Raw genomic sequence first — 23,955 nt, 5'->3', positions numbered from 1 at the left:
AGCAGAACTGGCGGTAACGTTGAATTAAATTATATGTGAAGAGAGCTTTATCAGACTGTTTTTCATCAACGAAAATACTCATGAGTTTCTGAATTATTAATATAATTAAACTCAGTAAAGTTGCGCATAGCCTCCATTCTTGGTGTATTTTGTGATGCCGCAAACGGCAGATGTTGGCCCCCATCCCCCCTAAGCTATAGTGCTGTGGCAGGAGCAATAGGATCAGTTTACAGCAGGGATCTCGCCAGCTTTAAAATTCCAAGGCAGCAACTGATTGATGTGTTTCTGTTGGTGGCCGTCGGCGATTTGGGTCAGCGTTGCGGTGAGGTAAGCCTGCGGATTGATGCCATTCAGCTTGCAAGTTTCCAGCAGGGACGCCAGAACTGCCCATGTCTTGCCACCCGCATCATGGCCTGCAAACAGAGAATTCTTGCGATTCAGAGCCACCGGTCTGATTGTCCGCTCCACACAATTGGAATCCAGCTCAATACGACCATCGGTCAGAAACAGGATCAAGCCATCCCATAGTTTGGCAATGTAGGTCAGGGCTTTGCCCAATGGGCATTTGGGCGACACGCGGGTGCGATGGTACCTCAGCCACTGCTGGAAGGCCTCAATAAGCGGTTTGCTGTGCTGCTGTCGTGCCAGCAGCCGCTGCTCTGCCGAGTGGCCGCGGATCCTCTCTTCAACTCTATAGAGTTGTCCAATCTGAGACAGACCTTCCTCTGCTATGGGCGCCGATTTGTTGCGGGCCACCTCAAACAGTTTACGGCGGGCATGGGCCCAGCAATACGCAAGCTGCACTGGCTTTGGCTCGCGGCTGAGCAGCCGGTTATAGCCCGTATAGCCATCCACCTGCAGTGTTCCTTCAAACCCTTGCAAGATTGCTTCGGCCACCGTACCAGACCGGGAGGGGGCATAGGTAAACGCCACCCCGGGCGGCTCCGCCCCGCTCCATGCCCGATCATCCCGGGCCAACGCCCATAAATACCCTATTTTGGCCCTCCGGCGCCCGGGATCTTGAACCGGCACCACGGTTTCATCCATGAACAACTTACTGGAGCCTTTGAGGTGCTCTTTTAACGTTTCATAGACGGGGGTAAGCTCATAGGCACAGCGGCCCATCCAGTCGGAAAGCGTCGAACGGTCGAGCTCCAGCCCCTGCCGGGCATAGATCTGAGCTTGCCGGTAGAGCGGCAGATAGTCGCCATACTTTGAGGTGATCACATGGGCCAGCAACGCTTCGGTCGGAAGCCCTGCCTCCACAATATGGTTAGGGGCTGAGGCCTGCGTAATGCCCTCTGCACAAGCCCGGCAGGCATATTTGGGGCGGCGGGTGACAATGACCCGAAACTGGGCGGGGATCACATCCAAGCGCTCCGATACATCCTCACGATCTGATGGTACGCATGACCACAGGCACAAGTGGTGCTTTCAGGTTCCACCACCACTTCAATACGCGGCAGGTGAGACGGCAGATTACCGCGGTTGGTGTTGCGTTTCTTCTTGGCTTTCGGCTTGGGCTGGCTCTTGTCGTCGGCTTCAGTTTGAACAGACGCGATTGCGGTTTCCAGCTCTTCCAGTTGCAACTGGATCTGGTCCGGATGGATCTTTTCCGACTTTGAACCAAACAAGGCGCGTTTGTAATCTGCCAGCAGTTTTTCCAATTGCGCGATACGCTCGTCCTGCCTCGCCGCCCGCTGTTCAGCCGCGGCAAGCTTGACTTTTAACGCGTCAACATCATCAGGAAATGGGGCTGGTGTCTGCATGGCAAAGGTATAACAGAAACGGTTAATTACCCCTAGGTCATTCATTAAATATTCCCGACTATTCAACACCTTGCGGTGCTTTTACTTCCAAAGCTCTCACCTTGCGCCAGTCAAGACCACCAAACAGGGCTTCGAACTGAGCAGGAGACAAGTGCATCACCCCATTACGGATCTGCGGCCAGCAGAAGGTACTTTCCTCCAAACGCTTGTAGACCAGAACCAGTCCGGTACCATCCCAGTAAACACATTTGAGACGGTCGCCGCGTTTGGAGCGAAACACAAACACGGTGCCGGTAAACGGATCCTGTTTCAACTCGTTTTGCACCAAAGCGGCCAGGCCATTATGGCCTTTGCGAAAGTCCACCGGCTGGGTGGCCACCAGAAATCGCAGGTGCTGGGAAGGCAGCAACATCACCCCGCCTCCAACGCCAGGACAAGCTCGGCCAGGCGGCTTGCTGGGAGGTTGGATGGTAAATCTAGCTTTACCCGGCCCACCTTCAGCCGAATGGTTCCAAGGGACGCTTTATCGATGGGGGAGTGAATGGGCTCTGAAGAATACTCAAGCGGAAGGCTTTCCAACCCCTGCTCTTGCGTAACCTCTTCTTGAAGTACCAAGGCGGCAAAGTTGGGCAGTGCCGTTCTTTGATCTATGTGCTCTTCATCTTCGACGTGATCTGGCTCACCGACCTGTCGGCGCCAATGATAAATCTGTGAGCGGGAGACACTGTGGCGTCTGGCAGCGTTTGTAACACCAAGGCTATAGCTGTCCTTGAGTATCTGCGCCCGCTGTAACGCTTGTGCTGAAGTGTTATTTAAACTTGTAGGGTTAGGCATGGATCCTCCTGATGTGATTTCGGAGGACTATGGGAGGCCTAACTACCTATGAACAGGTGGGGTGAAAACACCGCATACCGAGAACTGCTCCAAACAAAGGGGCAGGACCTGCCAGAAACGGTTGTGAGCTATAGTCATATGCTTCTCGATCAGATTGTGAGCCTGCAGGAGAAAATTGATGAGCTCCTGAAGGCTATCAACCGAACAACCGAAAAGGAGGAAGTTGCGACACGTTTGATGGCAGTTCCTGGTATCGGCCCGATCACCGCATCTGCCATTCTGGCGTTTGCGCCGCCACCTGAGATCTTCACAAAGGGAAGAGATTTTTCTGCCTGGCTCGGTCTAACTCCCAAACAGTTTTCCAGTGGAGGTAAGGAGCGGTTGGGACGCACCTCCAAGATGGGACAAAGAGATATTCGGCGCCTTCTGATTACCGGGGCAATGGCAGTGGTCCGGTGGGCCAAGCTGCGCGGTGCCCGTGAGGGGGCATGGTTGCAACGGATGTTGGACCGTAAACCTTCTATGCTGGTGGCTGTCGCCCTTGCCAACAAGATGGCCCGTATTGTCTGGGCTTTATTGCAAACAAAAGAATCTTATCGGGAGACTGCTATCGGCTGAAGATGGCAATGCTCCCTGATAAGCTATGTGAGCAGGACCGAAGAAGCTAAGGAAAATGGTCATTGAGACAGAACCGGAAAACCACTGCCGGACGGAGCACATTTAAAGTGCGCGTAAGCGAATTGGACCGGTTCGACGGATCTCCATAGGGGCCCGCGACGGAGTAAGGTCGCAAATAGAGGCCGAATATACGTCAGTGCCTGACCTCACTTTCCAAAGTTTCATAAATCACTGCTTGCATATCGGGGGTGTCCATATACGTCCGACAAAGGCGGCGTAAAACGTGACTAAAGTCCAAAGCGCTGAAGACTTCCGCAAATGCCCGGAAGGCACCGTCTTCTCATATGGCGAGCACTTTACATTTGACTCCCCGCCTATACGATCAGGGTTTATTGAAGGGGGGAATGAGGAATGGGGGGGGCTTTGCCTTTAATCCAATGTGGGTTGAAGATGTGCACGGCCTTTCTTTCCATCAGCGGTTTGAACAAATGCTTAAGGAAGGCACCTCCTACCCGGCTGATCCCACCCCCGGCAAATATATGATCTATGACAGGGAAGCGCTGGACGTGTTTTTCGTCTTTGAAAAAAAGCGATTGCGACACTACCCTGATCCAGTCAGTTTGTAGAGATACAAACATATCAAGTTCCAGAAATACCTTTAAAATACTCATGGAGTCTCCTTATTGACATGAGGGCTCACAGACAGCACAGCCCAAAGAATAGCGATGACCTTTCCCCTGCCTGTAGCACCGTGAAGCAAAGCGCCGGTCAGCGGGAGGCGACTTGGTTCAAACCATAAAAAGCCTGCTCTAAAACTTTTGTGCACATTCTCTTATGGACTTCCTAAACCCGTGTGCAGCCGTCCTCTAGGGTGTTTTGTTCCATGCCCGCACCCGTTCCCGTGAGCGTTGGTCAGCCTGCCGGATCGGTTCGGGTTGCCGGAACTGAGGTGTAAAGCGCAAGATTTCGTTGCATGCCCGCTCCAGAGAAACTTTGTGGCCAATCGAGACGAAGAGGGGTTTCACTTCGTCGCGGGTGATCAGCTGCGCGCCGAGAGGTCGATTTTCGACAAGGATTGGTTGTTTCGTGCCCCGCGAGCCTTGCAACGGTAAAAGGGGAACCGGGGCACTTTTGGCGCAGCCTATGACTGGCAGGTCGTACAGCACGCCGAATTGGCTGGCAGCCCCACACCGGCGCGCATGCAGCAGACCATTGCCATCATAAATGACCAGATCAGGTTTGGCAGATAGTTGGGCAAAGGCCTTGGCAAGCAATGGTATTTCCCGATAACCCAGAAACTGCGGCACGTAAGGGGTCGTGACAGGCCCTTCAAACGCGACACACTCGCGAACTTGCAAGTCGTTTGCCCCAAGAACGACAATCACGGCGCAGCCGTATGTGCCATCAGGACAAAAGGAGACATCCATGCCAGCCACGGTGTGCAACGCTCCGATTTCATCGACGCAGGAGACGTGGCGGGCCAGGGTCGTTTGCTCGCGCGCCCGTTCGGACCATCTACTCATTTCAGATCCCACTAGCTTGGGTTGGGTTTGGACCGGTTACAAGGCGCGGGTCATCAAAAACGGTTCCGGTTTTGATGCGGTGTTCGGCTTCAGCCAGCAAGGTATAGATGGATTCTTGCCGGTAAGGATACATATTGGTCAGTTTGGAGTCACGCCGTTCTATTTTCTCTGCCTCACTGGCAACTTGCCGGTAAATCAACTGGCCCTGCACATCCTCCAGGGTTTCGATCACCAGACCTAACCACTTGGTCTTGGCCTTAATTAAGGTGCCAGTTTCCGTCCATTCGGCATAAAGGCCTACTTCTGCGTTCCCGCTAAGTTCCTGGAAATCAGCAATCGTGCCGTTGGGGTGGTAGGAGATGTCATAGCCTTTCCGCACTCCGCCGATGAACGCCACTTCTCCATCCAAAATCCCTCGCTCCACATAAACCACAATTCCAGTAAACAGGGTGCCGGCGCAGTCCACGACTTCGTTTTCTTCTCCGAAAAAGTCGCTGTCATAACTCAGCCGTTGGATCCCGCGCAGGTTTGGACCGGCCGCGCGGCGGTGCATCAGCACTTTAGGCCAATCATTGGCCGAGATCGAAGGTGGGTTTATACCGGTTCTGGCAGAGACTGGAGCGGGGGGGCGTAACTCCTCCATTGCGCGCGCGCTTGTTTGGGCGAGAGGTTGGGTGGAAAACCATAAGATCAGAAAGATTATGGGCCCCACGACGGGAAAGAACCCAATCAGAAGACACCAGCTGGACAGTTCTCGTTGGTGGAGCCCGCGTATAAGCCACAAGCCGACCTCTATTGTCAAAATAAAGCCAAGTGGCGGGAGCACCGACTCATAAAGCGGCTGATTGGTCCCCTTTGCTAAACTTTCTGCAGAAATGAGCGCCCCGAGAAGAGCGAACCATATCATCAGCGCTTGTAGGCCTATTTGGCTCATTGCACGCCAGATCCAATTTCTAACCAAAGCCTACACTTCCAGTGTTTTCTTGTTCCCGCACAAACTGCGTGGATTCTTCCAAGAAGGTCAAGCACGACTAAAGTGCCGTACTCTTGGTCGTATTTAATCCATGCCGTTCATGTGACTTGCCACCTGATTTTGCGTTTTGGATTTATGATCTATACATCATATTTTATATTTATGATTATTTGATCATATTTTAAAATTATGATCCTTTCATCATATTGACTATTTATGATCTATCCATCATATTTCCTTCTTGGAGATCGCAGATGAAACAGTTAGCCCGCACCCCCAGTGACATCGGCCATGCCATTCGCAGCGCCCGTAAGGCGCAGAACCTGTCGCAATCCGAACTGGCGGCCAAAAGCGGCCTATGGCAGGAAACCATTTCCAAAATTGAAACCGGAACGGCCAACGGCTCGCTTGATACTATTTTTAGTGTGCTGGCGGCTCTGGAGCTTGAGATACACGTAGAACCCCGCAGCAAGGGCAGCGCAACCAGCTTTGAGGACATTTTCTAAATGGGCCGGCGGCGCAGCAATCAACCATTAAGCGTGTTTATGAACGGGCGCCGGGTAGGCACCCTTGACCGCCGGAGCAGCGGAGCGATTTCGTTCACCTATGCCCCCCACTGGCTGGAATGGGCGCATGCCATGCCGGTCTCCCGGTCTTTGCCGTTGCAACCGCAGCCCTATGTCGGCGCCAAAGTTGTCGCGGTGTTCGACAACCTGCTGCCGGACAATCCAGATATTCTCAACCGTGTTGCTGACCGTGTCGGCGCCGCCGGCACCGATGCCTATAGTATGCTGACAGAAATTGGCCGCGAATGTATCGGCGCCCTGCAATTCTTGCCCGATAGGTCACCCTCGCAACCGGCTGGCACAGTGACTGGGCACCCGCGCACTAACGATCAGATCGAGGCGCTGTTGAATGAGCTTGATGTCGCACCGCTTGGCATCCGTAAAGAGCATGATTTTAGAATTTCCATTGCCGGGGCTCAAGAGAAAACTGCGCTGCTGTTTCATGGTGGTCAATGGATTTCACCCTCCGGAACCACGCCAACGACGCACATCCTTAAACCCCAAATTGGCAAACTGGCCAACGAAATGGACTTGTCGGACAGCGTTGAAAATGAATATCTGTGCCTGAAATTTCTGGATGCCTGTGGCCTGCGCACCGCAAAGGTCAGTATGGCAACCTTTGGTGCCCGCAAAACGCTGGTGGTGGAGCGCTTTGACCGAAACTGGACTGGCGATGGCCGGCTGCTGCGGCTGCCGCAAGAAGACATGTGTCAGGCGCTGTCGGTCCCTCCAAACCGAAAATATCAAAGTGAGGGCGGGCCCGGGATTGTTGAGATGATGGAGTTCTTGAAAGGCAGTGATGAGCCAAATCAAGATCGGCATGAATTTTTCAAAGCCAATATCTTATTTTGGCTAATCGGTGCCACCGACGGGCACGCCAAGAATTTTAGCATTGCATTGATGCCTGGGGGCGGCTTTCGCTTGACGCCGTTTTATGACGTTCTCTCCCTGCAGCCCATGTTGGACCAGCGGCGGATTGCCCGCAAGGATTTCCGGCTGGCCATGCGGGTGGGCACGTCTAAGCATTATAAGATAGAGAAGATCTTTCCGCGCCATTTTATCGAGACCGGCGCCGCATGCGGGCACTCTAAAACGGTGGTGCAAGGCCTGCTTGCCGACATCCATGCCACAGCCTTGCCGGCGCTGCAGCAGACGATCGCGGAACTGCCCTCAGGCTTTCCTTCAAGGCTGACTCAATCTCTACTCAATGGGGTTTCAATCCGGCTTGCCCGGTTGGCCCCCTCTTAAGCGCGGCACCGCACTCTTGCCGATGACCAAGTTCGCTTACCAAGCAGAACCGGGCCATTTCCAGAAATACAAATTAATTTTGCGGTAAAGCGTTCAGCATGAACTTGATCGTGTTTTCGCCCATGATGGCTGCAATTTGTTGGTCCGTATAGTTCAATGAAATTAGGGCCTGTGTAATAGCGGCTAGCTCGGATGTATCCAATGCAGTCGTCACTGCGCCGTCGAAGTCTGAGCCGAGTGCGACATGGTCAATGCCAGCCAGAGACACCGCGTAGTCAATAGATTTTGCCACTCCCAGTGGGCTGGTGTCGCATACTGCCGCTCCCCAAAAGCCAATACCAATCAAGCCTCCCTTGGCGGCAATTTCTTTCACTTGCCGAGTGCTGAGATTTCTTGGCGTATCGCAAATGCCTTTCACGCCTGTATGCGAAACGATAATGGGACGATTTGTCATGTTCAGGACATCATCGATGACTGCGGGCGATGAATGCGCCACGTCGATAATCATCTCTTTTTCTTCCACCAGGCGGACAACTTGTTTTCCAAAGTCTGTAAGGCCTGCTTTGTTTTGCCCGTGAAGCGAGCCGCCCAACGCGTTATCAAAGAAGTGCTGGAGGCCCATGACCCGCACTCCTCCAGCGAACAATACGTCAAGATTATCGAGGGAGCCATCCAGCGCGTGTCCCCCTTCAGTTCCAAGAATACCCGCTATCTGGCGGCCGCCCTCTTGTCTAAGTTTTAGAACAGTTTGCAGTTCCTGTCTGGTATGAACAACTTTCAGTTCGTCAGGGTGGTTCTGTTCTAGCTGATAGAGGCGCCTGGCCTGTAAAAGAGCGCGTTCGCTGAGCTGCTCCCGCGCGCGTTTCGGCCAGTTTTGAGCCCAGCCGAGAAGTGTGATCCTATCGCGTGCACCCTGCTTATTCTTTTCATAGTTCTGCCCCGCAGGAGACTTGGTTACACTTGTGAAAACTTGTAGGGCAACATTACCAAGGTTTAGCCGTGGCAGGTCCGTGTGGCCATAGCTCTGGTGCTTTGACAGGTGTCGATCCCATAACAACGCGTCGTTATGCAGGTCTGCGATTCTCAAGGATTGGTGTAGTTTTTGTGCTTGAGGGCTGATTTGGTAGGGCGCGTGCGCTAGCGTTTTGTTTTGTTGCCGGTCGATATATTGTGCAACGCCGCCACTATTGACGGCTACAATGCCCAAAATAGCTGTTGCAATCACAGCACCGCCGATCACCTTCCAGTAAGACACACCCATCATATTCCTCCTAAACACAATGAACAGCGACGGCCTCTCGCGTATCCGCTCTGACTTTGCGTTACCTCTACTCAAAGGACATGAGGATATCGTCCTAATCTCTATAATTGCAAGAGCGCGCAATTTACACGTATCCTCAACCCCCTGCCTGTAACGCGCCTCGCCAATACTGTGGGGCCGCCATGTATGTTGGCGTATGCTAGGCGAGATGCGCTTCCAGATGCCCCAGACGATCGCATCAAGTGGCAAGGCGAACCGGGCGCCCGGACCAGCAAGGGGATCTGCGACCGGCGTTTTCTGTTTACGCCTTGATACTGGCCTGTTGGGCGGCAAGCGGTGTAGTTCCGTCATCGCTGGCCGCGAGCGCGGCGGGATAAAATGAAAGCCATAGGCCGGGTCAATTGACTGCGGCCTGTGTCTGGTTTCTGGGCGTGCCGCAAATGGCCGTGTTAAACTCAAAAATAGCGATATTCCAAATCAACAGCCCTTGTGTGTGCAGCGGGCTTTGTCAGGTTATTTTAAGTTAACTGCACAAGTTTGCGTGCCACCTTTTTAAGCGCGCAATTCGGCTGTGTACTCGTTCCATAGGTTGAAAGCGTCGTTGCGTGCATGGCGATATGAGTTGGCTGAAAGGCGGTGGCGTTTAGGACGAAAGAGAGAAGCGACTTGGTCATGTGCGGATAAAAACCTCTGAGCCTGGCACGGAGACTTGAACCGGCCCATGATCTTTTCTCGTCGTCGGGTATGACGGTGAGAGGCCGGTAGTGTCGATGGGACATGGGAGAATATGTTTCTGTAGAAGTGAACCATACAGCACTGCCAGCGGGTCTCAGGCAGATACTCATCAATGCTTTCAATCAACCCACTACAGGCATCGGAAATGATTAATTGCACGCCGGTAAGCCCGCGATCTATCAAATGACGCAAGAAAGACGACCAGCCTGATTTGTTTTCTTTGGGGGAGGGGACGGCTCGGTACTCGTGGTTCTCTCAGTGTGGCCATCACAGTTTTGAGTATTTGAGGCAGGCTCTAGTTTATGTTAGGCTGTGCAGCAGCGCAATCGTGAGAACCCTATGATGATCATCGATGCTTGGGCCCAGCACTCTACTCTCCGTCATATTCAAGATCCTATTTTCGATTCACTTCGCCGGTGGACCAAAGATACGGTTCCCACACACGCCCCTCGCGTCACAGACACCATTGCGCAGATGGATGCCGGGAATATTGATATCAGCCTGATCAGCGCATGGGAGGGCCCTCGCAACTCCATGATCTCCAACGACGAAGTCGCAGGCTTTGTCGAACAGGCCCCAAACCGCCTTGTCGGGATAGGGTCTGTAGGCATATCCAAACCCGTACAGGCGGTCAGGGAAGTTCGCAGGTGTATTGAGGACCTTGGTTTCAAAGGCATTCGCATTTTACCTTGGCTTTGGGAAGTCCCACCAACAGACCGCCGGTTTTATCCGATTTACACCGCCTGCGCGGAACTGGGCGTTCCCTTTTGCACCCAGATAGGTCACACTGGCCCTCTTATGCCCAGTGAGGTTGGGCGCCCTATCTATCTAGATCAAGTCGCTTTAGATTTTCCTGAACTTACAATCGTTGGGGGCCATATTGGATACCCCTGGACAGAAGAGGCTGTTGCCGTGGCAACCAAGCACACAAATGTCTACATCGACACATCAGCATATACCGCTAAACGCTATCCACCCGAGCTCGTTAGGTTCATGAAGGGGCAGGGGCGAAAGAAGGTTCTATTTGGCACGAACTTCCCAATGATCACCCCACTGCAAGCACAGGATGGTTTGGACGACCTTAAGCTGGATGAAGAAAGTAAATCACTCTTCCTTAGCGCTAATGCAATTCGCGTCTACAAGTTGGATCAACGTGAGCTAGGGGCAGATTTTATAAAGTAAAATTATATGTTCCATATTTCATTTCTAAGCTCTTGTTTAGGCTGATTTATTGTCTATTTTAAAGTCCTGCATTAAAAATACCGCCCCGTCGAATGCTCAATAATATTTTTGGATATTGGGCGCTCTTGAAACTGATCGAAACACAAAGCCATAAATCACAAAACCAGGCCATCAGGACGTTCTTAATGACAAATGTGTTGCCCAGTTATGTAACTATTAAAAATGAATATGAGAAACTGGGTGTCCGTCCGGTCTGCCCGACCTTACAGGTTTGAAACACCTAAAATATAGTCCGCCTAAATTGATCATGCGGAACGGATCGAATGAAATCCAATGTTAAAGCACATCGCGTTCATTCGCATTCACGCTGTGCACTCTAACTTATTTATTTTGAGCGAATTCTTGTCGTTTGATTGAACCCAATCAAACGGAACGCGCTTGTCTTATGCTTTTTAGTGTCTTCTGCGAATATAGGCCAATGGCCACCGTATTGAGTCGGGAGGGCAGTGGCGGTGGTCGGATCGGGACGCGCTAGGTCACAAGGGACCGTTTTAGAGTATGATCGGCCACCGTCTTCGCAACAGGCCTGAACGGATACGCAGCAGCCCAAAGCTCTGCACGACAAGCATAGGATACTTGCGAAGATGTCTGAGGTTACCATTGGTGTCGATATTTCGAAAGACCATCTTGATGTGTACTGCCTGCCGGATGAGCAGAGTAAGCAGTTTACCAATACAGCTGCAGGGTACAGACAGTTAAAAAGCTGGCTGAAAGGCCTGCCTGTCGCTCGAATTATTTTTGAACCCACAGGTTCTTATCACGGCGCTTTTGAGTTGGCATTGTCGGGTTCCTATCCTCTGAGCAAAGTTAACCCATGGCAAGCACGCCGGTTTGCACAGGCCAAAGGCAAGAGGGCGAAGACGGACCGGATTGATGCGCGCCTGCTGGCCCAAATGGGGCAGGATTTCCAGTTGGAACCAGACAAGCCAGTCGATGCAAGCCTATGTCATCTCAAAGAGATACGCGTTGCACGTCAAGCTCTTGTAAAAGAAGCCACGCAACTGGAGAACCGGTTGAAAACACAACGGGTGAACCTGGTTCGCAAACAGACACAGCAACGCCTGAAACTCGTGCGAAAGCAATTGGAGGCCCTTAACGCCGAAACTCAAAAGCAAATTGAGCAGAGCCCTCAAAGGGCGCGGGCAGCAAAGATTTTACACTCTATTCCCGGGCTGGGACAGGTCGCCGTCGCGGCGCTGGTGATTGAAATGCCAGAGCTTGGACAATTATCCCGTAAACAGGCCGCTGCTCTGGCGGGGCTGGCCCCCATGACCCGCCAGTCAGGACGCTGGCGGGGCGCTGCTTTTATTCAAGCAGGGCGCAAGCCGGTACGCGATGCACTCTACATGCCTGCCGTTGTTGCCAGCCGTTATAATCCAGACCTGAAAGCCAAATACAACCAGATGCGAGCGGCTGGTAAGCCTCCCAAAATCGCCATAATAGCTCTCATGCGTAAGCTAATCGAACTGGCAAACGCTCTCATAAAAGCGGACCGGCAATGGCAACCAAAAACGGCTTGACCAAGACGGATACTTGTCTTTTCTGCAAAAGACTGGAGCGAGGCTATTTTGTATGGCCAGCAGCCAAGCAAGGCAAAGTCAGCCTCTCCCCCGCCCAGCTTGCCATGTTGCTGGAGGGGATTGACTGGCGGCAGCCGCTAAAAACATGGCGGCCGCTCATCAGTGGCTAACTGACTAAATTCCTTGGGGTTTTATGCTGATGCACCTGTCTTTTCAGGCGCAATATTCACGTCCCTATGCTAGAAGATTGGTATGTTTTTCGACCTTCAAAACCTGCCCGATTGTTTAGTCCCGCGAGAAGATGGAATCAGTTTATCGTTGACACCATCTTGTAAGGAGGGGCTATGGGACAGGTATTACACGGCAGCGCCACGACTACTCACGCGGTTCGATCGGCCATCCAAAAATCGGATGCAACAATCAAAGAGCTGAGTATCCGATATAACATCAATCCCAAAACGGTTATGAAGTGGAAAAAACTTAGCAGCGTAGAAGATCAACCTATGGGCCGGAAAAATCCTCGCTCTACCGTTCTTACTGTGGCTGAAGAGGTTGCGTGTATTGCTTTTCGCAAGCACTCTTTACTCGCGCTGGATGACTGCCTTTATGCTCTGCAGGAAACGATCCCGAAGTTGACCCGCTCATCCCTCCACCGTCTATTCCAGCGCCACGGGATTTCGCGTCTGCCAGCCCCAGATAAGAACAAGACCAAAAAACCTTTCAAAGCCTATCCGATCGGTTACTTTCACATCGATATCGCGGAGGTGCGAACTGCGGAAGGCAAGCTTTATTTGTTCGTTGCCATTGATAGAACGTCGAAGTTTGCCTTTGTGGAACTGCATGAGAAAGCCACCAGAAGGATTGCTGGCAACTTTCTTCGCAACCTCATCATGACTGTACCTTATAAAGTCCACACCGTGCTGACCGACAACGGGACCCATTTCACCGATCCCAAAGGCGACAGTTGGAATGCTCAGGACGTGAAGCGTATGCTCGCGACCGGTCAGCGGTTTCGATGCCATGCTTTTGTTCTGGCCTGCGCTCAAAATGATATTGACCACCGGCTAACGAAACCGGCCCATCCCTGGACCAACGGTCAGGTCGAACGTATGAACCGCACCATCAAAGAGGCCACGGTTCGACGCTATTATTACCAGACACACAACCAGCTGCGCACTCATCTGGAAACGTTCATACAGGCTTATAACTTCGCCAAACGCCTCAAGGCTCTCAAAGGACAAACACCCTTTGAATACATTACCAAACAATGGACAAACGAGCCAGACAGGTTCATAAAACAGCCTAACCATCTCCTCGCGGGACTTAACAATTAGTGCGGTGGGATTAATGCCAAGCTGGGCTGCTATGAACTCAGTAATCTCAGCCGGAATGACCTCTCCAGGTGAAAGAAGGCGGCCTGGATATCTGAATGCACATAGTTGCAAGGCAAAGCCAAATTTGTTCTGAGGCCGACGGCGTAACTGAATCTGTTGGATATCATCATCAGCTAATGTGTAATAGCGAAGCAGCGTTTGCTCATCGGTCGGAAGATCAAAGAGAGCTGCGCGCTGTCGGTCACTCAGAATCTGTCGTCTTGGCAAGTTACTATCCTGTCCTATGCAGCCAGCAGTGTCCGTAAGAGGATCGTTCAGCGGACGTTTGAGATGCAATCCGCATACCCTTAAAAATCAGGAATACCATCGTCTCACTTAGGTGGTACGATAATGATTTCAAAAGAGGCACCCTATTCGTACACTCTTCTCATGGAACCGATACTCTTTGGATATGCGCGGTGTTCTACCGATAAACAGGATCTATCAGTGCAGCATCAGGCACTAATTGCCCTTGGTGTTGCTGAAGATCGCATCTATATCGATCATGGGTTGACCGGCACTAATCGTCATCGTCCAGGCCTGGATCAGGCGCTTGCAGCTGTGCGTCCGGGAGATACACTTGTTGTTTCTAAACTGGACCGCCTTGCCCGATCCGTTCCCGATGCCCGTGAAATCGCCCGCCAGCTCGAAGTAAAGGGCGTGAAGCTGGCGCTCGGGGCGACGATCTACGACCCAGCCGACCCAATGGGGAAGATGTTCTTCAACATCCTCGCCACTTTTGCCGAATTCGAGGCTGATCTTATCCGCATGCGTACCCGTGAGGGTATGGCTATTGCCCGCGCCAAAGGTAAATTACGTGGCAAACAGCCCAAGCTTTCCAAAAAGCAACAAAAGGAACTCTGCCGCATGCGTGCTACTGACGATTACTCCATCAGCGATTTAGCAGAGGTTTTCTCAGTATCCCGGCCGACGGTCTATCGGACCCTGAAGCGAAACAGTGAACCAAAGTAAAGTCTCTCCACGACTACACTAATGATTGCTTTGCGAACACGAACAGCAAATCCCACTAAGAAATATCTGCATGAGCTTTCTTGAGATCAGCAAGGAACTGTAGGTAGGGTCCGGGGCCATAGCTCGCTCTGGATACACCTAAGGCAGCCACGTCTTTGATCGACCTAAGATCTCCCATCATCATGACGTTCACTGGTAATTTCGCAGTGTCGACAACGCGTGAAATCAGTCCAATTTCTGTTAGTCCCGGCACGAAAAAGCAATCTGCACCTCCATCAGCATAAGCTGCTTCGCGCTGCAGCGCCTCCGCTAGACTGTCTCCGTGCGTGGCAGGATCTGAGCCAAGGAACAGGTCTGTCCTCGCGTTCAGAAAGAGAGGGACGCCTTCTTCAGCGGCTACAGATTTGATTGCCCTGATACGCGCTACCTGAGTTGAGATTGAATGAAGCCCCTCGCCCTTGACGATCCTGTCTTCGAAATTGATCCCGACGGCCCCGGCTCGAATAATTTTTCGGGCATTTTCGGCGACCTCGGCAGGTTCAGTCGCATACCCACCTTCGAAATCCACAGTCACAGGCAAATCTACCGTGGCGCATATACGCTCAACAATGCTCAAAAAGAAGTCCATAGGAATGGCTTCTCCATCGTCATAACCATGAGCGGCTGCAATGGACCAGCTTCCTGTCGCCACGGCGGCAACTCCTTCATCTTTCAATGTTTTCGCTCCTCCTGCATCCCAAATATTGTAGAGCACAACCGGGCTGCCTTTTTTATGCAGACCTGTGAAGTGAGATGCCTTTTCAGCTTGAGACATGGTGGTTTCCCTTCGTGTTTTTTGGCAGATATTGCCGTTCAATCTCCAAGAGCTTTTGTTTGCGCCAAAGCCCCCCGCCATAACCTGTCAGTGATCCGTCTGAACCGATGACACGATGGCATGGAATGACCAAAGCGATCTGGTTAGCTCCGTTCGCGCGGGCCACAGCACGAACCGCGGAAGGACGGCCAATACTTGCGGCAATGTCTGAATAACTGCGTGTTTGCCCCGCCGATATCTGTCTCAACGAATCCCAAACCGCACCGCTGAAATCCGATCCATGATAAGCTAGCGGAGTTTGAAAATCTGACGATGCTCCAGTGAAGAAAGCCGTCAGTTCCTCTTTGATCTGCTCTGACGGCGGCATTCTTCCGATGCCTAGGCGCCCCTTGGTGAACATGTCAAGCCGACCAAGCTCCTTTGGTAATGCTCGACGGTCAAAGAACTCAAGAAGATGTAGTTGTGATTTGCTGCTGACAGAGATCATGTCGCCAAGCGGCGTAGGGATCCAGTCAGCCAATAGCAACGGGTCCGAGGACAAATTGCCAGGTGCCTTCCCCATCAGCTTTAGAAAGGCTGTTCGAAACGCACTAGGAGAGTCAAATCCTGCATTAATTTGGCCTTCGATCACCGATCCACCCTTTGCGATTGTCTCAAACCCATCCCTGAGCCGCCTCTGACGCGCCATTTCCAGAAATGTCATCCCGAATTGGCGTTTAAAGCTCCGCCGGACTGTGGAAAGTTCGAAGCCCATACGTTCGATATCGCCTTCGCGCCAGCGATAGTCCGGGCGCTCGTCCAATGCAGCCAAAAGTGCTGCAATCGCGGGATCTGCTAACGCCATGGGTTGTAGAGGATGGCAGCGCTTGCATGCGCGATATCCTGCTTCAATACATTCTCCGACGGTTTCGTAGAATGTGCAATTTTCTTGCTTGGGTTTACGGGCTGGGCAGGTCAACCGGCAAAATACGTCGGTAGAAGAAACGCAGACATAGACCTGACCGTCATAGGCAGCGTCACGGGCCAAAAGCGCCTTGTAAAGGGTATCGTGATCGGGGATATCGAAAAGCATGGTGAAGTAGATAGCACATTCACATTGTCGTGCCGCCTAAGATCAGGCGTCTATTCTATTTTCAACGACAATCCAAGTGTAGCGATCCGACCGGTACGCAAAACCGATCAAAATGAAATCTTTGCTATCTTTCACCGTGAAGCTTTAGTCGAAAGCTTTCACTAGCGTACTATCCTGCCCCTTACCGGAGCAGACCCGAAATAGGCTTGCCCATTAACATGGTAAATCCCGGCACGGATAGGAGGGAAATGCTCAAGATTGAAAGTTTGATGTAATACATCTTTTAAAGTGTGGCCCCACGAGCCATTCTCTATAAAATGCTCTGGTATTGAAAAGGAGGTTCCGCAGATTCTCTGAAAATAGGTCCCTTCTGTGTCTTTAACAAAGCAGGTGCGCAAGACCTCATGTCTGTTTACAATCAATGCTAGGCTGCTTTTTAAGGCCGAATGGTTCACTTCATTGGAGAGACGGAAAAGCATCGGCATATGATAGGCACTAGTCCCTCTTTCATATTGCTCGATGAACCATAGACGCTCCTGAGCAAAGGATAGGGGGTACTGCGGTTGGTCAGGGGCTCTGGAAATAATGAGCGGTTGGTGTTGAGTCTCTGCAAGGCTCGCGCTTAGAGTAGCAATCGTGGGATGTCTAAAAATTGTTGCTACAGTTAGTTGCCGACCAAGTTGTTGATTAATTTGTGTTACTAGTTTAATGGCATGAATGGATTCACCACCTACTTGAAAAAAGTTTGAATTTACCCCGATCTTCTGAAGACCAAGAACTTCTGACCAGATGTGGCAGAGTTGATACTCGAACTCGTTACGAGGCGGAACATAATTTGGGGTGTTTGGGTCACAATTACGCATAGGCTATCTAACCTTACATTGCCCACCATAAAATATTATAGCATGCAACTTATACCAACCTGGTGAGCGTTTGGCCTGACCGACCTAACGCCTTTGAAATTCGTGGTTTAAGTTCGGCCTGATCTAATTATGCAGGACTGGATTTATAATCATGAATAATAAGACGTATTGGAGTGAAGAGGAAAAACGCTCCGTTTGTGAGGAAGCTTTGTCGTCCCCTGAATCTATCGCCCAGGTTGCCCGCAGAAACGGGCTTAACAAAGGGCGTCTTTATAATTGGCTTAAGGACAAACGTTATAATCCTTCCCCAAAGCCTGCCATTGATACCCCTGTATCTACAGCCTTTGTCCCGGTTAGCGTTGAAAACGCAACTGCATTTGAGAAGTCAGCTCCTGAATGCTCACCGAACTTTACTACCTCTACCTCAGAGTTGGTGATGGAAATCAGGTTGATTGCAGGACATGAAGTGCGCCTGAGTGGCTGTTTGAGCGAGCAGCAGCTTACCGCAGTTCTCGCGGGGCTCACCACATGATTCCGGTTCCCAGTAATACACGAGTGTGGCTGGCCGCAGGCATCACAGATATGCGTTGTGGCTTTAATACTTTGGCGGCCCGAGCGGAAAATATTTTAAAAGAAGACCCGTTCAGTGGTCATCTTTTTGTGTTTCGCGGCCGACGGGGCGATTTGTTGAAGATCATCTGGTGGGATACACAGGGCGGTTGTCTATTTTCCAAAAGATTGGAGCGCGGCAGTTTTGTCTGGCCCGCGGCTAAGGATGGTAAGGTCAGTCTATCAGCATCACAATTATCACTCCTTTTAGAAGGAATTGACTGGCGTATGCCGCAGACAACATGGAAGCCGCTTACACACGGTTAACCCTTTCAATTCCATAGATTTACTGTTGGAAATCCTGCTTTAATAACCCGCGTATCTGTGGAGTGTGGTAAAAGTTTGCCATGCTCAATGTCCTTGTCAACTTGCCGGATAATCCGAGGGAACTCAAAGGCCTCGTAACCCTTTTGAGCAAAGAGGTGCAGGCGCTTTCCTTGAAGGTAGAGCAACTTCAACATCAGCTGCATGGGGCCAATCGGCACCGGTTTGGGACACGGTCAGAAAATCTTGAACAGCTGTTGCTGACACTTGAACATCAAGAGGTTTTGGCTGCAAGTGTCCCTGAAGAGAATGATTCAGTTGTCACCCAAGAGGAAAGAACGAAACCAAAGCGCTGGTCTTTGCCCGAAAGCTTGCAACGCAACACGCAGGTTCTGGAGCCCGGTGATGAATGTGCGCGCTGAGGCGGCTCCCTGAAGACACTTGGCGAGGATACTACCGAAGAACTGGAGTATATTCCAGGACGGTTTGTGGTGAACAGGCTTGTGCGGCCCCGCAAAGCTTGCGCATGCTGTGAGACATTTACACAAGCCCCATTGCCATCGCGGCCTATTGAACGAGGGCGCCCCGGACCAGGCCTGCTGGCGCATGTTCTGGTGCGCAAATTCGGAGATCACCTTCCGCTCTACCGGCAATCCCAGATCTATGGCCGTGAGGGGATGGAGCTGTCCCGTTCCACTCTGGCAGGCTGGGTGGGGCAATCGATATGCCTTCTGGAGCCTCTGGCCGAGGCCATTGGCAAACACGTTCAAGCCGGCAAGGCGCTCTTTGCCGATGACACACCGGTCAAGCTCCTGGCACCGGGTACATCGAGAACCAAAACCGCAAGGGTCTGGGCCTATGTACGTGATGAGCGGGCTTGGACAGGGCCTGCGCCACCTGCAGCATTCTATCAGTTTACGATTGATAGGAAGGGCGAACATCCGCAAATGCACTTGAAAAACTATCAGGGTTTTGTTCATGCCGATGGGTATGCGGGGTTTAATGGTGTCTTTGGCGAACAACGGGCACGAGAAGTCGCTTGTATGGCCCATATTCGTCGTAAATTTGTAGAGATCCAACAAGCGAACGGTTCAGCTATAGCGCAAGACGCGATCTTAAAAATCGCCAAACTCTACGCCATTGAGAAGAAAGTTCGCGGGAAACACGCCGGGGAACGGCAAGCCGTTCGTCAACAAGATGCAAGACCTGTTCTGGATGAATTGGAAGTGTGGCTACACGCACAGCTGCCAAAGATCTCGGGCAAGTCTCCACTTGCCAAAGCGATCCGTTATGCCTTGACCCGTTTGCCGAAAGTCCGGCCCTATCTGGATAATGGTTTTCTGGAAATCGACAACAACAGCTGTGAGCGGGCAATGAAACCTGTGGCCCTTGGAAGAAAAAACTGGATGTTTGTCGGCTCTAAGAAGGGCGGTAGGGCGATGGCTATCGCCTACACCCTCATTGAAACTGCCAAGCTGAATAAGGTCGACCCGCAGGCTTGGCTTACCTATGTTCTTGACCGTATTGCAGACCATAAGATCAATCGTATTAACGAGCTATTGCCATGGAACTATACTCAACAAAGTGGAGTATAGTGAGGCCTCTTTTGATAGATAGGTCGGCGTCCCCGATCGCTCTAATTGATTCCATCTCCCTGCGGGACCATACATTTAATCATAGAGACGAAGTTGACGATACGTCATTGACCACCAAATAAGGGTAAAAGAAATACCCAGCACCGCTATCACCGATGCATTATATGCACCTGGGACCGAGCGCATAATGAAGACGGTAAGGCCAGCGCCTAGACCAACACTGATTTCTTTGACAAATAGAGCTTTTTGCCGAGCGGAATAGTAGTCAAGGTGAGGAATGGTGCATTTTGAGATGGAGACCAAAACTGTCCATATAGCGGCGGCGAAAAATGAGTGAATGGGAATAATATCAATGAGAATATAAAGGCCAAATACCATGAAAATTAGCCCGATCATAACAAGCACTCGATAGCGTCCGGTGAGCTCAATCAATTTGAGAACCGGCATTTGAGCGACAACAATAATAAAACTGTTCAAGATGACCATGGAGCCGTACCAGACAGGCAGCGTACCTGTTGTTTCCAAAAGGGTTTGGGGTAAAACTGAAAAGGTGCCAAAAATTGCCATACCCATGGTCGTTCCCATCAGCACCCAGGCGAACAGGGTTGCAAGCTTTAGACCTCGAAACATTTTCATTTGTACATCAGCTAAACGAAGGGGGCATTGAAGCGCCAAAAACAGACACCCCCCCAAGATTAAGGCGGAACACCAAAAGAAAAGTGTGGGCGTTAGGAAGGGGATCATGATGCACAGCCCCCCCATAAGTGCACCAGCGTTTAGGGCCATGCGATTTTTTGCAGCTCCGTTTTTGCTTTGAGCAGCCACATTTTTTAAAAGAAAACCACTTATTGCTGCTCCATAGGCGAATAAGAGCGCCGCAAGCAAGGTAACCATCGATTTATCCCCCAGCGCAAACAGGACTACCCCCCCAGACATTACTGCAAAAGAGAAAATCAAAGCTCTGGTACCCAGCAGAGCAAAAGTAAGAGGGAGAAGAACTAGCTCGATACGATACCCCAGAGCGAGGATGGTATTGGAAGCTGTATCCAGCCAAACGTTTGCCTTGCCTAGTGTAGCAAACAGGGTTACGGCCGTAAAAATACGGATCAGGACAAACTTAATAGAATATTTCATTCTGAATTCTTCAAGAAAGTGGGCAAAAAAGGATCATTGCTCTTTGAAATTGAGATACAGTGAATCAGCTGCGCTGTATCTCTCCATTTGTGGGCTAACTCGCTGACCTTGTACAGATGGGGGAGGAAGGCTGAAACAAGAAGTTACTAGGAATAGCAGCCAGATATGATAAAGACATCGGGTCTTCCTTTCCACTCCCAGCCGAGTGGCGGCTATTTGTTTCCGGTTATGTGCCTAGCTTTTGGGTTGGCAGCGAGAGTCTTTCTACTCCAAATAGTTGCATACTGGGAAGGCGACATGATTAGGTAGCTCCCTTTCGGAGAAAGGTGGACCAGCTAGTTGGAAGCCCATGCATTTTAGTTCGTTCAGCCGATAAAAGCCTGCAATTGCCAAAATTCCGCTGGCACACATTTCTCTGATTTGGTTGATACGAAGCAAATCAAATTCTCTACCCAGTTTACGATGGCTGAATTCTTTTAGAATTACCAACCGGGATATTACCGCTATTGGGCCACTCATCGTCTTTTTGAAGTGGAATTTGGATATGTAATCAACCTTCTCAACTGAGTCAAAAAAGTTCACCCGTGCTGCACCAATCAATTCTGATGCTTGGTTTTTCAAGATATAGTGCCGGGCACTATTGTCCATATCATCAAGCCATTTTCCTTTTGTTTTTATTTCTTCAGAAACACCAGTTCGTTGACACCAGGCAGTTATGCGAAGTTTTCCAATCTGATCCAGTAAAGGTATCTCATGTGGAGGATCAAAATAGGTTATTGATTGTAGATCATCTGACATTTCATATTCTTCACGTATCTTGGTATTGCATTGGTATGCGCTCAACCTGACAGATCAAATCTAAACGCATTTTTGTATAGCTAAATCAAAGATATCACACGCTTACCTCTTTTCGGGGGAGTTGAACTGTTGAACAGGGTATTTGCCCATTTCCATAGATCAGTGGGTAAATTTCTTTTCTATAGCTGCGAAGCGCTAGGCCTCTTACTTTCTTGTTCTTTTCATCATGCGCGTTAGATGGCGTTACCGTAGCCAATAGTCCCGTCAACAGCTATTCAACGGAGTAATTAAGTCATCTTTCTCTTAGCTCCGGTAATAAAAGTAACCCCTAAGAGAGATGTTCACTCAAACAAGTCATGCTAATTGGGAATTATACATCAGTTTCGCGCATACATAATTGCGTATTGAACTAAGTTGATATCATTTCTACTTCCTATTTGGAATATAGGTCAACATTACTTACCTATCTAGTAGGTTACGTTAATGTAGGTGTAAGCTCAAGTAAAATGTTCATTGATAAATAATAAGTAACAATAGATACCTGTAATGGGAAGTTTATATTCATAATATGAAGTTATATTATGAATTTGGTTATTATACTCACTTCAATTATTACAGCTGCATTCCTTTTGTATCCGTATGGTCTCCCAGACCTTGCAAACCTGGGAGGCAAGCATGGGGCTGAATCCATGACTGACATTACAGGGCACCTCTGAAAATTCCAATTTTGTTTTTTTGTTGTATAGCCACTGACTTGAAACGACGAGTTTGAGGGGGGGGGAAGTATTCGCCGTTGATTGCAAAAGAAGCCAGAAAACAAAAACATAAAGTGGGAACCTCGTGGCGCATGGACGAGACGTACCTCAAGGTAAAAGGCAAATGGGTTTACTTGGCATTGCCATCTATGAACACGCCCCGGATTGCAAGCGTTTTATGAGTTTTAGCAATGTAGGTTTGCAGTCATCTATCCGGCCTGTTTGCGCGGTCTATTCCGCTAGCCCTGATGGAATTCGTAGACCAACACCCAATCAAGTTGGCGAGCTCGAAGCTCCGACAATGCCACGGGGTTAGTTGGTCCCGGTTACCCTGTTTTGCCATCACATCACGATCACCCTCGCAATTGGTTTTAATACGACGCTTTATACTTCCACTGAGTTGTACCGATATGTTTGCGACTTGCTGAGCAGGGCCCAGACGGTGCGCGCCATTTTATTGGCCATGGCAACCAGGACTACGTTGGTCGGGCGCCGTTCAAGCAATGCCTTTTGCCACTGGGACAAACCGTCCTGTTTTCGCCGGGACCAGCCCAAACTTGTCCTTGCCCCGTGAACCAGAAGCTTGCGCAGATAGCCGTCACCGCGTTTCGATATTCTTCCTAATTTTTCCTTACCGCCGTTCGAGTACTGTTTAGGCACCAAGCCGAGCCATGCGGCAAGCTGGCGGGCACTGCGGAACTGGGTAACATCGCCGATTGTTGCAACCAGCGCGGTCGCAGTGATGACGCCAACTCCGGGAATCGTCTCCAGCCGTTTGCTGTCTTCATTGTCGGTGTGCCACTCGTTAAGCTTTCTTTCCAGCGCCTTGATCTGTGTTTGCGTTTCTTTCAACTGCTCTGCCAAAAAATTCAGGGCTTTACGTGCTAGGGCTGGCAGACGAGTGTCTTTCGAGTCTTTGATGACTATGATAAGTTCGCTAACCTTTGCTGCGCCAGCGCCTACCACGAGGCCGAACTCGCCGCAATGGCCGCGGATTGCATTGATCAACATTGTCTTCTGGCGTACCAGAAGTTCGCGAGTGCGATGCAGGTCTAGAAGAGATTGCTGTTCCGCGCTTTTTATTGCTGCAAAACGCATAGTCGGGCGCTGAACCGCTTCGGCGATTGCTTCTGCATCAGCCGCATCGTTCTTCTGGCTCTTTACAAACGGTTTGACATCTTGCGGTGGAACCAGCTTCACCTCATGGCCCAATGCTTGCAATTCACGAGCCCAGTAATGCGCGCTGCTGCAAGCCTCCATGCCAACGAGGCAGGGCTCGATACCCGCAAAAAACTCTATGACTTGACCACGTCGCATCCGCTTGCGAAGCAAAGGGGTTCCCGCTTCATCCGCGCAGTGTACCTGAAAGATGGATTTCGCAAGATCCAACCCAACCGTTACAATCTTAGTCATGAAC

Annotated in this window: 26 protein-coding genes and 5 pseudogenes; 15 read left to right on the top strand and 16 right to left on the bottom strand. The window is 50.7% G+C overall.

The window, feature by feature from the left end; translation table 11 throughout:
- Positions 1 to 222 precede the first annotated feature (222 nt).
- The 3 genes and pseudogenes from tnpC (P6574_RS21355) to P6574_RS21345 all read right to left on the bottom strand — a co-directional run bounded on the left by tnpC (P6574_RS21355) (position 223) and on the right by P6574_RS21345 (position 2,603).
- Positions 223 to 1,769, bottom strand: a pseudogene (gene tnpC, locus P6574_RS21355) (IS66 family transposase).
- A gap of 58 nt (positions 1,770 to 1,827) precedes the next feature.
- Entirely contained in the window at positions 1,828 to 2,181 is a 354-nt protein-coding gene (gene tnpB, locus P6574_RS21350) for an IS66 family insertion sequence element accessory protein TnpB (RefSeq protein WP_310622360.1), read from the bottom strand.
- Positions 2,181 to 2,603, bottom strand: coding sequence for a transposase (locus P6574_RS21345; RefSeq protein WP_310622359.1), 423 nt, complete (start codon positions 2,601 to 2,603; stop codon positions 2,181 to 2,183). Before P6574_RS21345 ends, tnpB (P6574_RS21350) begins: the two co-directional genes overlap by 1 nt.
- A 48-nt stretch (positions 2,604 to 2,651) precedes the next feature.
- Here P6574_RS21345 and P6574_RS21340 point away from each other — a divergent pair, with 48 nt between their 5' ends.
- A complete protein-coding gene (locus tag P6574_RS21340) occupies positions 2,652 to 3,221 on the top strand; it encodes an IS110 family RNA-guided transposase (protein ID WP_310622358.1) in 570 nt (189 codons plus the stop codon).
- Between the two features lie 389 nt (positions 3,222 to 3,610).
- Here the strand turns inward: P6574_RS21340 and P6574_RS21335 are convergent, their stop codons facing one another.
- The 3 genes from P6574_RS21335 to P6574_RS21325 form a co-directional block, all read right to left on the bottom strand.
- The gene (locus P6574_RS21335) at positions 3,611 to 3,892 is read right to left on the bottom strand and encodes a hypothetical protein (RefSeq protein ID WP_310622357.1); all 282 of its coding nucleotides are present in this window, start codon (positions 3,890 to 3,892) and stop codon (positions 3,611 to 3,613) included.
- A gap of 195 nt (positions 3,893 to 4,087) precedes the next feature.
- Positions 4,088 to 4,744, bottom strand: coding sequence for an endonuclease V (locus P6574_RS21330; RefSeq protein ID WP_310622356.1), 657 nt, complete (start codon positions 4,742 to 4,744; stop codon positions 4,088 to 4,090).
- Position 4,745: 1 nt separating this feature from the next.
- Positions 4,746 to 5,705 (bottom strand): toxin-antitoxin system YwqK family antitoxin, encoded by a 960-nt coding sequence (locus P6574_RS21325; protein WP_310622355.1) that lies wholly within the window; start codon positions 5,703 to 5,705, stop codon positions 4,746 to 4,748.
- Between the two features lie 266 nt (positions 5,706 to 5,971).
- On the opposite strand from P6574_RS21325, the gene P6574_RS21320 reads away from it, so the two are divergent.
- Positions 5,972 to 6,223 (top strand): helix-turn-helix domain-containing protein, encoded by a 252-nt coding sequence (locus tag P6574_RS21320; RefSeq protein ID WP_310622354.1) that lies wholly within the window; start codon positions 5,972 to 5,974, stop codon positions 6,221 to 6,223.
- Positions 6,224 to 7,531, top strand: coding sequence for a type II toxin-antitoxin system HipA family toxin (locus P6574_RS21315; protein ID WP_310622353.1), 1,308 nt, complete (start codon positions 6,224 to 6,226; stop codon positions 7,529 to 7,531).
- A gap of 73 nt (positions 7,532 to 7,604) precedes the next feature.
- Here the strand turns inward: P6574_RS21315 and P6574_RS21310 are convergent, their stop codons facing one another.
- On the bottom strand, positions 7,605 to 8,792 hold the full coding sequence (locus tag P6574_RS21310) for a dipeptidase (RefSeq protein WP_310622352.1): 1,188 nt from the start codon (positions 8,790 to 8,792) through the stop codon (positions 7,605 to 7,607).
- 220 nt (positions 8,793 to 9,012) lie between these two features.
- On the opposite strand from P6574_RS21310, the gene P6574_RS21305 reads away from it, so the two are divergent.
- Complete coding sequence (locus P6574_RS21305; RefSeq protein ID WP_310622351.1) at positions 9,013 to 9,174, top strand: hypothetical protein; 162 nt, start codon at positions 9,013 to 9,015, stop codon at positions 9,172 to 9,174.
- Between the two features lie 170 nt (positions 9,175 to 9,344).
- Here the strand turns inward: P6574_RS21305 and P6574_RS21300 are convergent.
- Both P6574_RS21300 and P6574_RS21295 read right to left on the bottom strand, forming a co-directional pair.
- Positions 9,345 to 9,551, bottom strand: a pseudogene (locus tag P6574_RS21300) (IS6 family transposase); the annotation flags it as partial.
- A gap of 21 nt (positions 9,552 to 9,572) precedes the next feature.
- Positions 9,573 to 9,740 (bottom strand): annotated as a pseudogene (locus tag P6574_RS21295) (transposase); the annotation flags it as partial.
- A gap of 126 nt (positions 9,741 to 9,866) precedes the next feature.
- On the opposite strand from P6574_RS21295, the gene P6574_RS21290 reads away from it, so the two are divergent.
- The 4 genes from P6574_RS21290 to P6574_RS21275 all read left to right on the top strand — a co-directional run bounded on the left by P6574_RS21290 (position 9,867) and on the right by P6574_RS21275 (position 13,623).
- Positions 9,867 to 10,709: an amidohydrolase family protein gene (locus P6574_RS21290; RefSeq protein WP_310622350.1), complete on the top strand. Its 843-nt coding sequence runs from the start codon at positions 9,867 to 9,869 to the stop codon at positions 10,707 to 10,709.
- Between the two features lie 644 nt (positions 10,710 to 11,353).
- Complete coding sequence (locus P6574_RS21285; RefSeq protein ID WP_310618894.1) at positions 11,354 to 12,289, top strand: IS110 family RNA-guided transposase; 936 nt, start codon at positions 11,354 to 11,356, stop codon at positions 12,287 to 12,289.
- Positions 12,268 to 12,459 carry an IS66 family insertion sequence element accessory protein TnpB gene (gene tnpB / locus P6574_RS21280; protein ID WP_405048167.1) on the top strand — a complete coding sequence of 64 codons (192 nt, stop codon included), beginning with the start codon at positions 12,268 to 12,270 and terminating at the stop codon, positions 12,457 to 12,459. Before P6574_RS21285 ends, tnpB (P6574_RS21280) begins: the two co-directional genes overlap by 22 nt.
- Before the next feature lie 174 nt (positions 12,460 to 12,633).
- Positions 12,634 to 13,623 carry an IS481 family transposase gene (locus P6574_RS21275; protein WP_310622349.1) on the top strand — a complete coding sequence of 330 codons (990 nt, stop codon included), beginning with the start codon at positions 12,634 to 12,636 and terminating at the stop codon, positions 13,621 to 13,623.
- Here the strand turns inward: P6574_RS21275 and P6574_RS21270 are convergent.
- Positions 13,591 to 13,890 (bottom strand): annotated as a pseudogene (locus tag P6574_RS21270) (DUF4158 domain-containing protein); the annotation flags it as partial. The gene P6574_RS21275 and the pseudogene P6574_RS21270 overlap by 33 nt on opposite strands.
- A 162-nt stretch (positions 13,891 to 14,052) precedes the next feature.
- On the opposite strand from P6574_RS21270, the gene P6574_RS21265 reads away from it, so the two are divergent.
- Complete coding sequence (locus P6574_RS21265; RefSeq protein ID WP_310622348.1) at positions 14,053 to 14,634, top strand: recombinase family protein; 582 nt, start codon at positions 14,053 to 14,055, stop codon at positions 14,632 to 14,634.
- Between the two features lie 55 nt (positions 14,635 to 14,689).
- Here P6574_RS21265 and P6574_RS21260 read toward each other — a convergent pair whose 3' ends face one another.
- From P6574_RS21260 to P6574_RS21250, 3 genes are all read right to left on the bottom strand, one after another.
- Positions 14,690 to 15,448, bottom strand: coding sequence for an isocitrate lyase/PEP mutase family protein (locus P6574_RS21260; protein ID WP_310622347.1), 759 nt, complete (start codon positions 15,446 to 15,448; stop codon positions 14,690 to 14,692).
- The gene (locus P6574_RS21255; protein ID WP_310622346.1) at positions 15,435 to 16,520 is read right to left on the bottom strand and encodes a bifunctional transcriptional activator/DNA repair enzyme AdaA; all 1,086 of its coding nucleotides are present in this window, start codon (positions 16,518 to 16,520) and stop codon (positions 15,435 to 15,437) included. Before P6574_RS21255 ends, P6574_RS21260 begins: the two co-directional genes overlap by 14 nt.
- Before the next feature lie 161 nt (positions 16,521 to 16,681).
- Positions 16,682 to 17,383, bottom strand: coding sequence for a condensation domain-containing protein (locus P6574_RS21250; RefSeq protein ID WP_310622345.1), 702 nt, complete (start codon positions 17,381 to 17,383; stop codon positions 16,682 to 16,684).
- 151 nt (positions 17,384 to 17,534) lie between these two features.
- On the opposite strand from P6574_RS21250, the gene tnpA reads away from it, so the two are divergent.
- From tnpA to tnpC (P6574_RS21230), 4 genes are all read left to right on the top strand, one after another.
- Complete coding sequence (gene tnpA, locus P6574_RS21245; RefSeq protein ID WP_310622344.1) at positions 17,535 to 17,915, top strand: IS66-like element accessory protein TnpA; 381 nt, start codon at positions 17,535 to 17,537, stop codon at positions 17,913 to 17,915.
- A complete protein-coding gene (tnpB, locus tag P6574_RS21240; RefSeq protein ID WP_310622343.1) occupies positions 17,912 to 18,259 on the top strand; it encodes an IS66 family insertion sequence element accessory protein TnpB in 348 nt (115 codons plus the stop codon). The genes tnpA and tnpB (P6574_RS21240) overlap by 4 nt, the downstream gene beginning before the upstream one ends.
- A gap of 80 nt (positions 18,260 to 18,339) precedes the next feature.
- Positions 18,340 to 18,678: a transposase gene (locus tag P6574_RS21235; protein WP_310622342.1), complete on the top strand. Its 339-nt coding sequence runs from the start codon at positions 18,340 to 18,342 to the stop codon at positions 18,676 to 18,678.
- 9 nt (positions 18,679 to 18,687) lie between these two features.
- Complete coding sequence (gene tnpC, locus P6574_RS21230; protein WP_310622412.1) at positions 18,688 to 19,851, top strand: IS66 family transposase; 1,164 nt, start codon at positions 18,688 to 18,690, stop codon at positions 19,849 to 19,851.
- Between the two features lie 75 nt (positions 19,852 to 19,926).
- On the opposite strand, the gene P6574_RS21225 is transcribed toward tnpC (P6574_RS21230), so the two are convergent.
- Together P6574_RS21225 and P6574_RS21220 are read right to left on the bottom strand one after the other, a co-directional pair.
- Positions 19,927 to 20,985 (bottom strand): MFS transporter, encoded by a 1,059-nt coding sequence (locus P6574_RS21225; protein WP_310622341.1) that lies wholly within the window; start codon positions 20,983 to 20,985, stop codon positions 19,927 to 19,929.
- Between the two features lie 264 nt (positions 20,986 to 21,249).
- Entirely contained in the window at positions 21,250 to 21,783 is a 534-nt protein-coding gene (locus P6574_RS21220; RefSeq protein WP_310622340.1) for a GNAT family N-acyltransferase, read from the bottom strand.
- Between the two features lie 781 nt (positions 21,784 to 22,564).
- Between P6574_RS21220 and P6574_RS21215 the strand changes: the two are divergent.
- Positions 22,565 to 22,675, top strand: a pseudogene (locus P6574_RS21215) (IS6 family transposase); the annotation flags it as partial.
- 41 nt (positions 22,676 to 22,716) lie between these two features.
- Positions 22,717 to 22,854 (top strand): hypothetical protein, encoded by a 138-nt coding sequence (locus tag P6574_RS21210; protein ID WP_310622339.1) that lies wholly within the window; start codon positions 22,717 to 22,719, stop codon positions 22,852 to 22,854.
- Positions 22,855 to 22,922: 68 nt separating this feature from the next.
- On the opposite strand, the gene P6574_RS21205 is transcribed toward P6574_RS21210, so the two are convergent.
- Positions 22,923 to 23,951 (bottom strand): IS110 family RNA-guided transposase, encoded by a 1,029-nt coding sequence (locus P6574_RS21205; RefSeq protein WP_310622338.1) that lies wholly within the window; start codon positions 23,949 to 23,951, stop codon positions 22,923 to 22,925.
- Positions 23,952 to 23,955: the final 4 nt, after the last annotated feature.

This window comes from Pseudovibrio sp. M1P-2-3, assembly GCF_031501865.1.
In the GTDB taxonomy this organism is placed as follows: Bacteria; Pseudomonadota; Alphaproteobacteria; order Rhizobiales; family Stappiaceae; genus Pseudovibrio; species Pseudovibrio corallicola.
The sequence above is the reverse complement of the archived record's forward strand: the minus strand, read 5'-3'. Positions and strand labels throughout refer to the sequence as shown.

What these genes read in the sequence shown, in the direction of transcription:
- tnpB (WP_405048167.1), top strand. Translation starts at nt 12,268, where the DNA reads ATGGCAACCAAAAACGGCTTGACCAAGACGGATACTTGTCTTTTCTGC.
- P6574_RS21205 (WP_310622338.1), bottom strand. Translation starts at nt 23,951, where the DNA reads ATGACTAAGATTGTAACGGTTGGGTTGGATCTTGCGAAATCCATCTTT.
- P6574_RS21330 (WP_310622356.1), bottom strand. Translation starts at nt 4,744, where the DNA reads ATGAGTAGATGGTCCGAACGGGCGCGCGAGCAAACGACCCTGGCCCGC.
- P6574_RS21235 (WP_310622342.1), top strand. Translation starts at nt 18,340, where the DNA reads ATGCTCAATGTCCTTGTCAACTTGCCGGATAATCCGAGGGAACTCAAA.
- P6574_RS21225 (WP_310622341.1), bottom strand. Translation starts at nt 20,985, where the DNA reads ATGAAATATTCTATTAAGTTTGTCCTGATCCGTATTTTTACGGCCGTA.
- P6574_RS21310 (WP_310622352.1), bottom strand. Translation starts at nt 8,792, where the DNA reads ATGGGTGTGTCTTACTGGAAGGTGATCGGCGGTGCTGTGATTGCAACA.
- P6574_RS21285 (WP_310618894.1), top strand. Translation starts at nt 11,354, where the DNA reads ATGTCTGAGGTTACCATTGGTGTCGATATTTCGAAAGACCATCTTGAT.
- P6574_RS21305 (WP_310622351.1), top strand. Translation starts at nt 9,013, where the DNA reads ATGCCCCAGACGATCGCATCAAGTGGCAAGGCGAACCGGGCGCCCGGA.
- tnpB (WP_310622360.1), bottom strand. Translation starts at nt 2,181, where the DNA reads ATGTTGCTGCCTTCCCAGCACCTGCGATTTCTGGTGGCCACCCAGCCG.
- tnpA (WP_310622344.1), top strand. Translation starts at nt 17,535, where the DNA reads ATGAATAATAAGACGTATTGGAGTGAAGAGGAAAAACGCTCCGTTTGT.
- P6574_RS21255 (WP_310622346.1), bottom strand. Translation starts at nt 16,520, where the DNA reads ATGCTTTTCGATATCCCCGATCACGATACCCTTTACAAGGCGCTTTTG.
- tnpB (WP_310622343.1), top strand. Translation starts at nt 17,912, where the DNA reads ATGATTCCGGTTCCCAGTAATACACGAGTGTGGCTGGCCGCAGGCATC.
- P6574_RS21260 (WP_310622347.1), bottom strand. Translation starts at nt 15,448, where the DNA reads ATGTCTCAAGCTGAAAAGGCATCTCACTTCACAGGTCTGCATAAAAAA.
- P6574_RS21315 (WP_310622353.1), top strand. Translation starts at nt 6,224, where the DNA reads ATGGGCCGGCGGCGCAGCAATCAACCATTAAGCGTGTTTATGAACGGG.
- P6574_RS21340 (WP_310622358.1), top strand. Translation starts at nt 2,652, where the DNA reads ATGAACAGGTGGGGTGAAAACACCGCATACCGAGAACTGCTCCAAACA.
- P6574_RS21345 (WP_310622359.1), bottom strand. Translation starts at nt 2,603, where the DNA reads ATGCCTAACCCTACAAGTTTAAATAACACTTCAGCACAAGCGTTACAG.
- P6574_RS21320 (WP_310622354.1), top strand. Translation starts at nt 5,972, where the DNA reads ATGAAACAGTTAGCCCGCACCCCCAGTGACATCGGCCATGCCATTCGC.
- P6574_RS21220 (WP_310622340.1), bottom strand. Translation starts at nt 21,783, where the DNA reads ATGTCAGATGATCTACAATCAATAACCTATTTTGATCCTCCACATGAG.
- P6574_RS21335 (WP_310622357.1), bottom strand. Translation starts at nt 3,892, where the DNA reads ATGAGTATTTTAAAGGTATTTCTGGAACTTGATATGTTTGTATCTCTA.
- P6574_RS21265 (WP_310622348.1), top strand. Translation starts at nt 14,053, where the DNA reads ATGGAACCGATACTCTTTGGATATGCGCGGTGTTCTACCGATAAACAG.
- P6574_RS21210 (WP_310622339.1), top strand. Translation starts at nt 22,717, where the DNA reads ATGAGTTTTAGCAATGTAGGTTTGCAGTCATCTATCCGGCCTGTTTGC.
- P6574_RS21290 (WP_310622350.1), top strand. Translation starts at nt 9,867, where the DNA reads ATGATGATCATCGATGCTTGGGCCCAGCACTCTACTCTCCGTCATATT.
- P6574_RS21275 (WP_310622349.1), top strand. Translation starts at nt 12,634, where the DNA reads ATGGGACAGGTATTACACGGCAGCGCCACGACTACTCACGCGGTTCGA.
- P6574_RS21250 (WP_310622345.1), bottom strand. Translation starts at nt 17,383, where the DNA reads ATGCGTAATTGTGACCCAAACACCCCAAATTATGTTCCGCCTCGTAAC.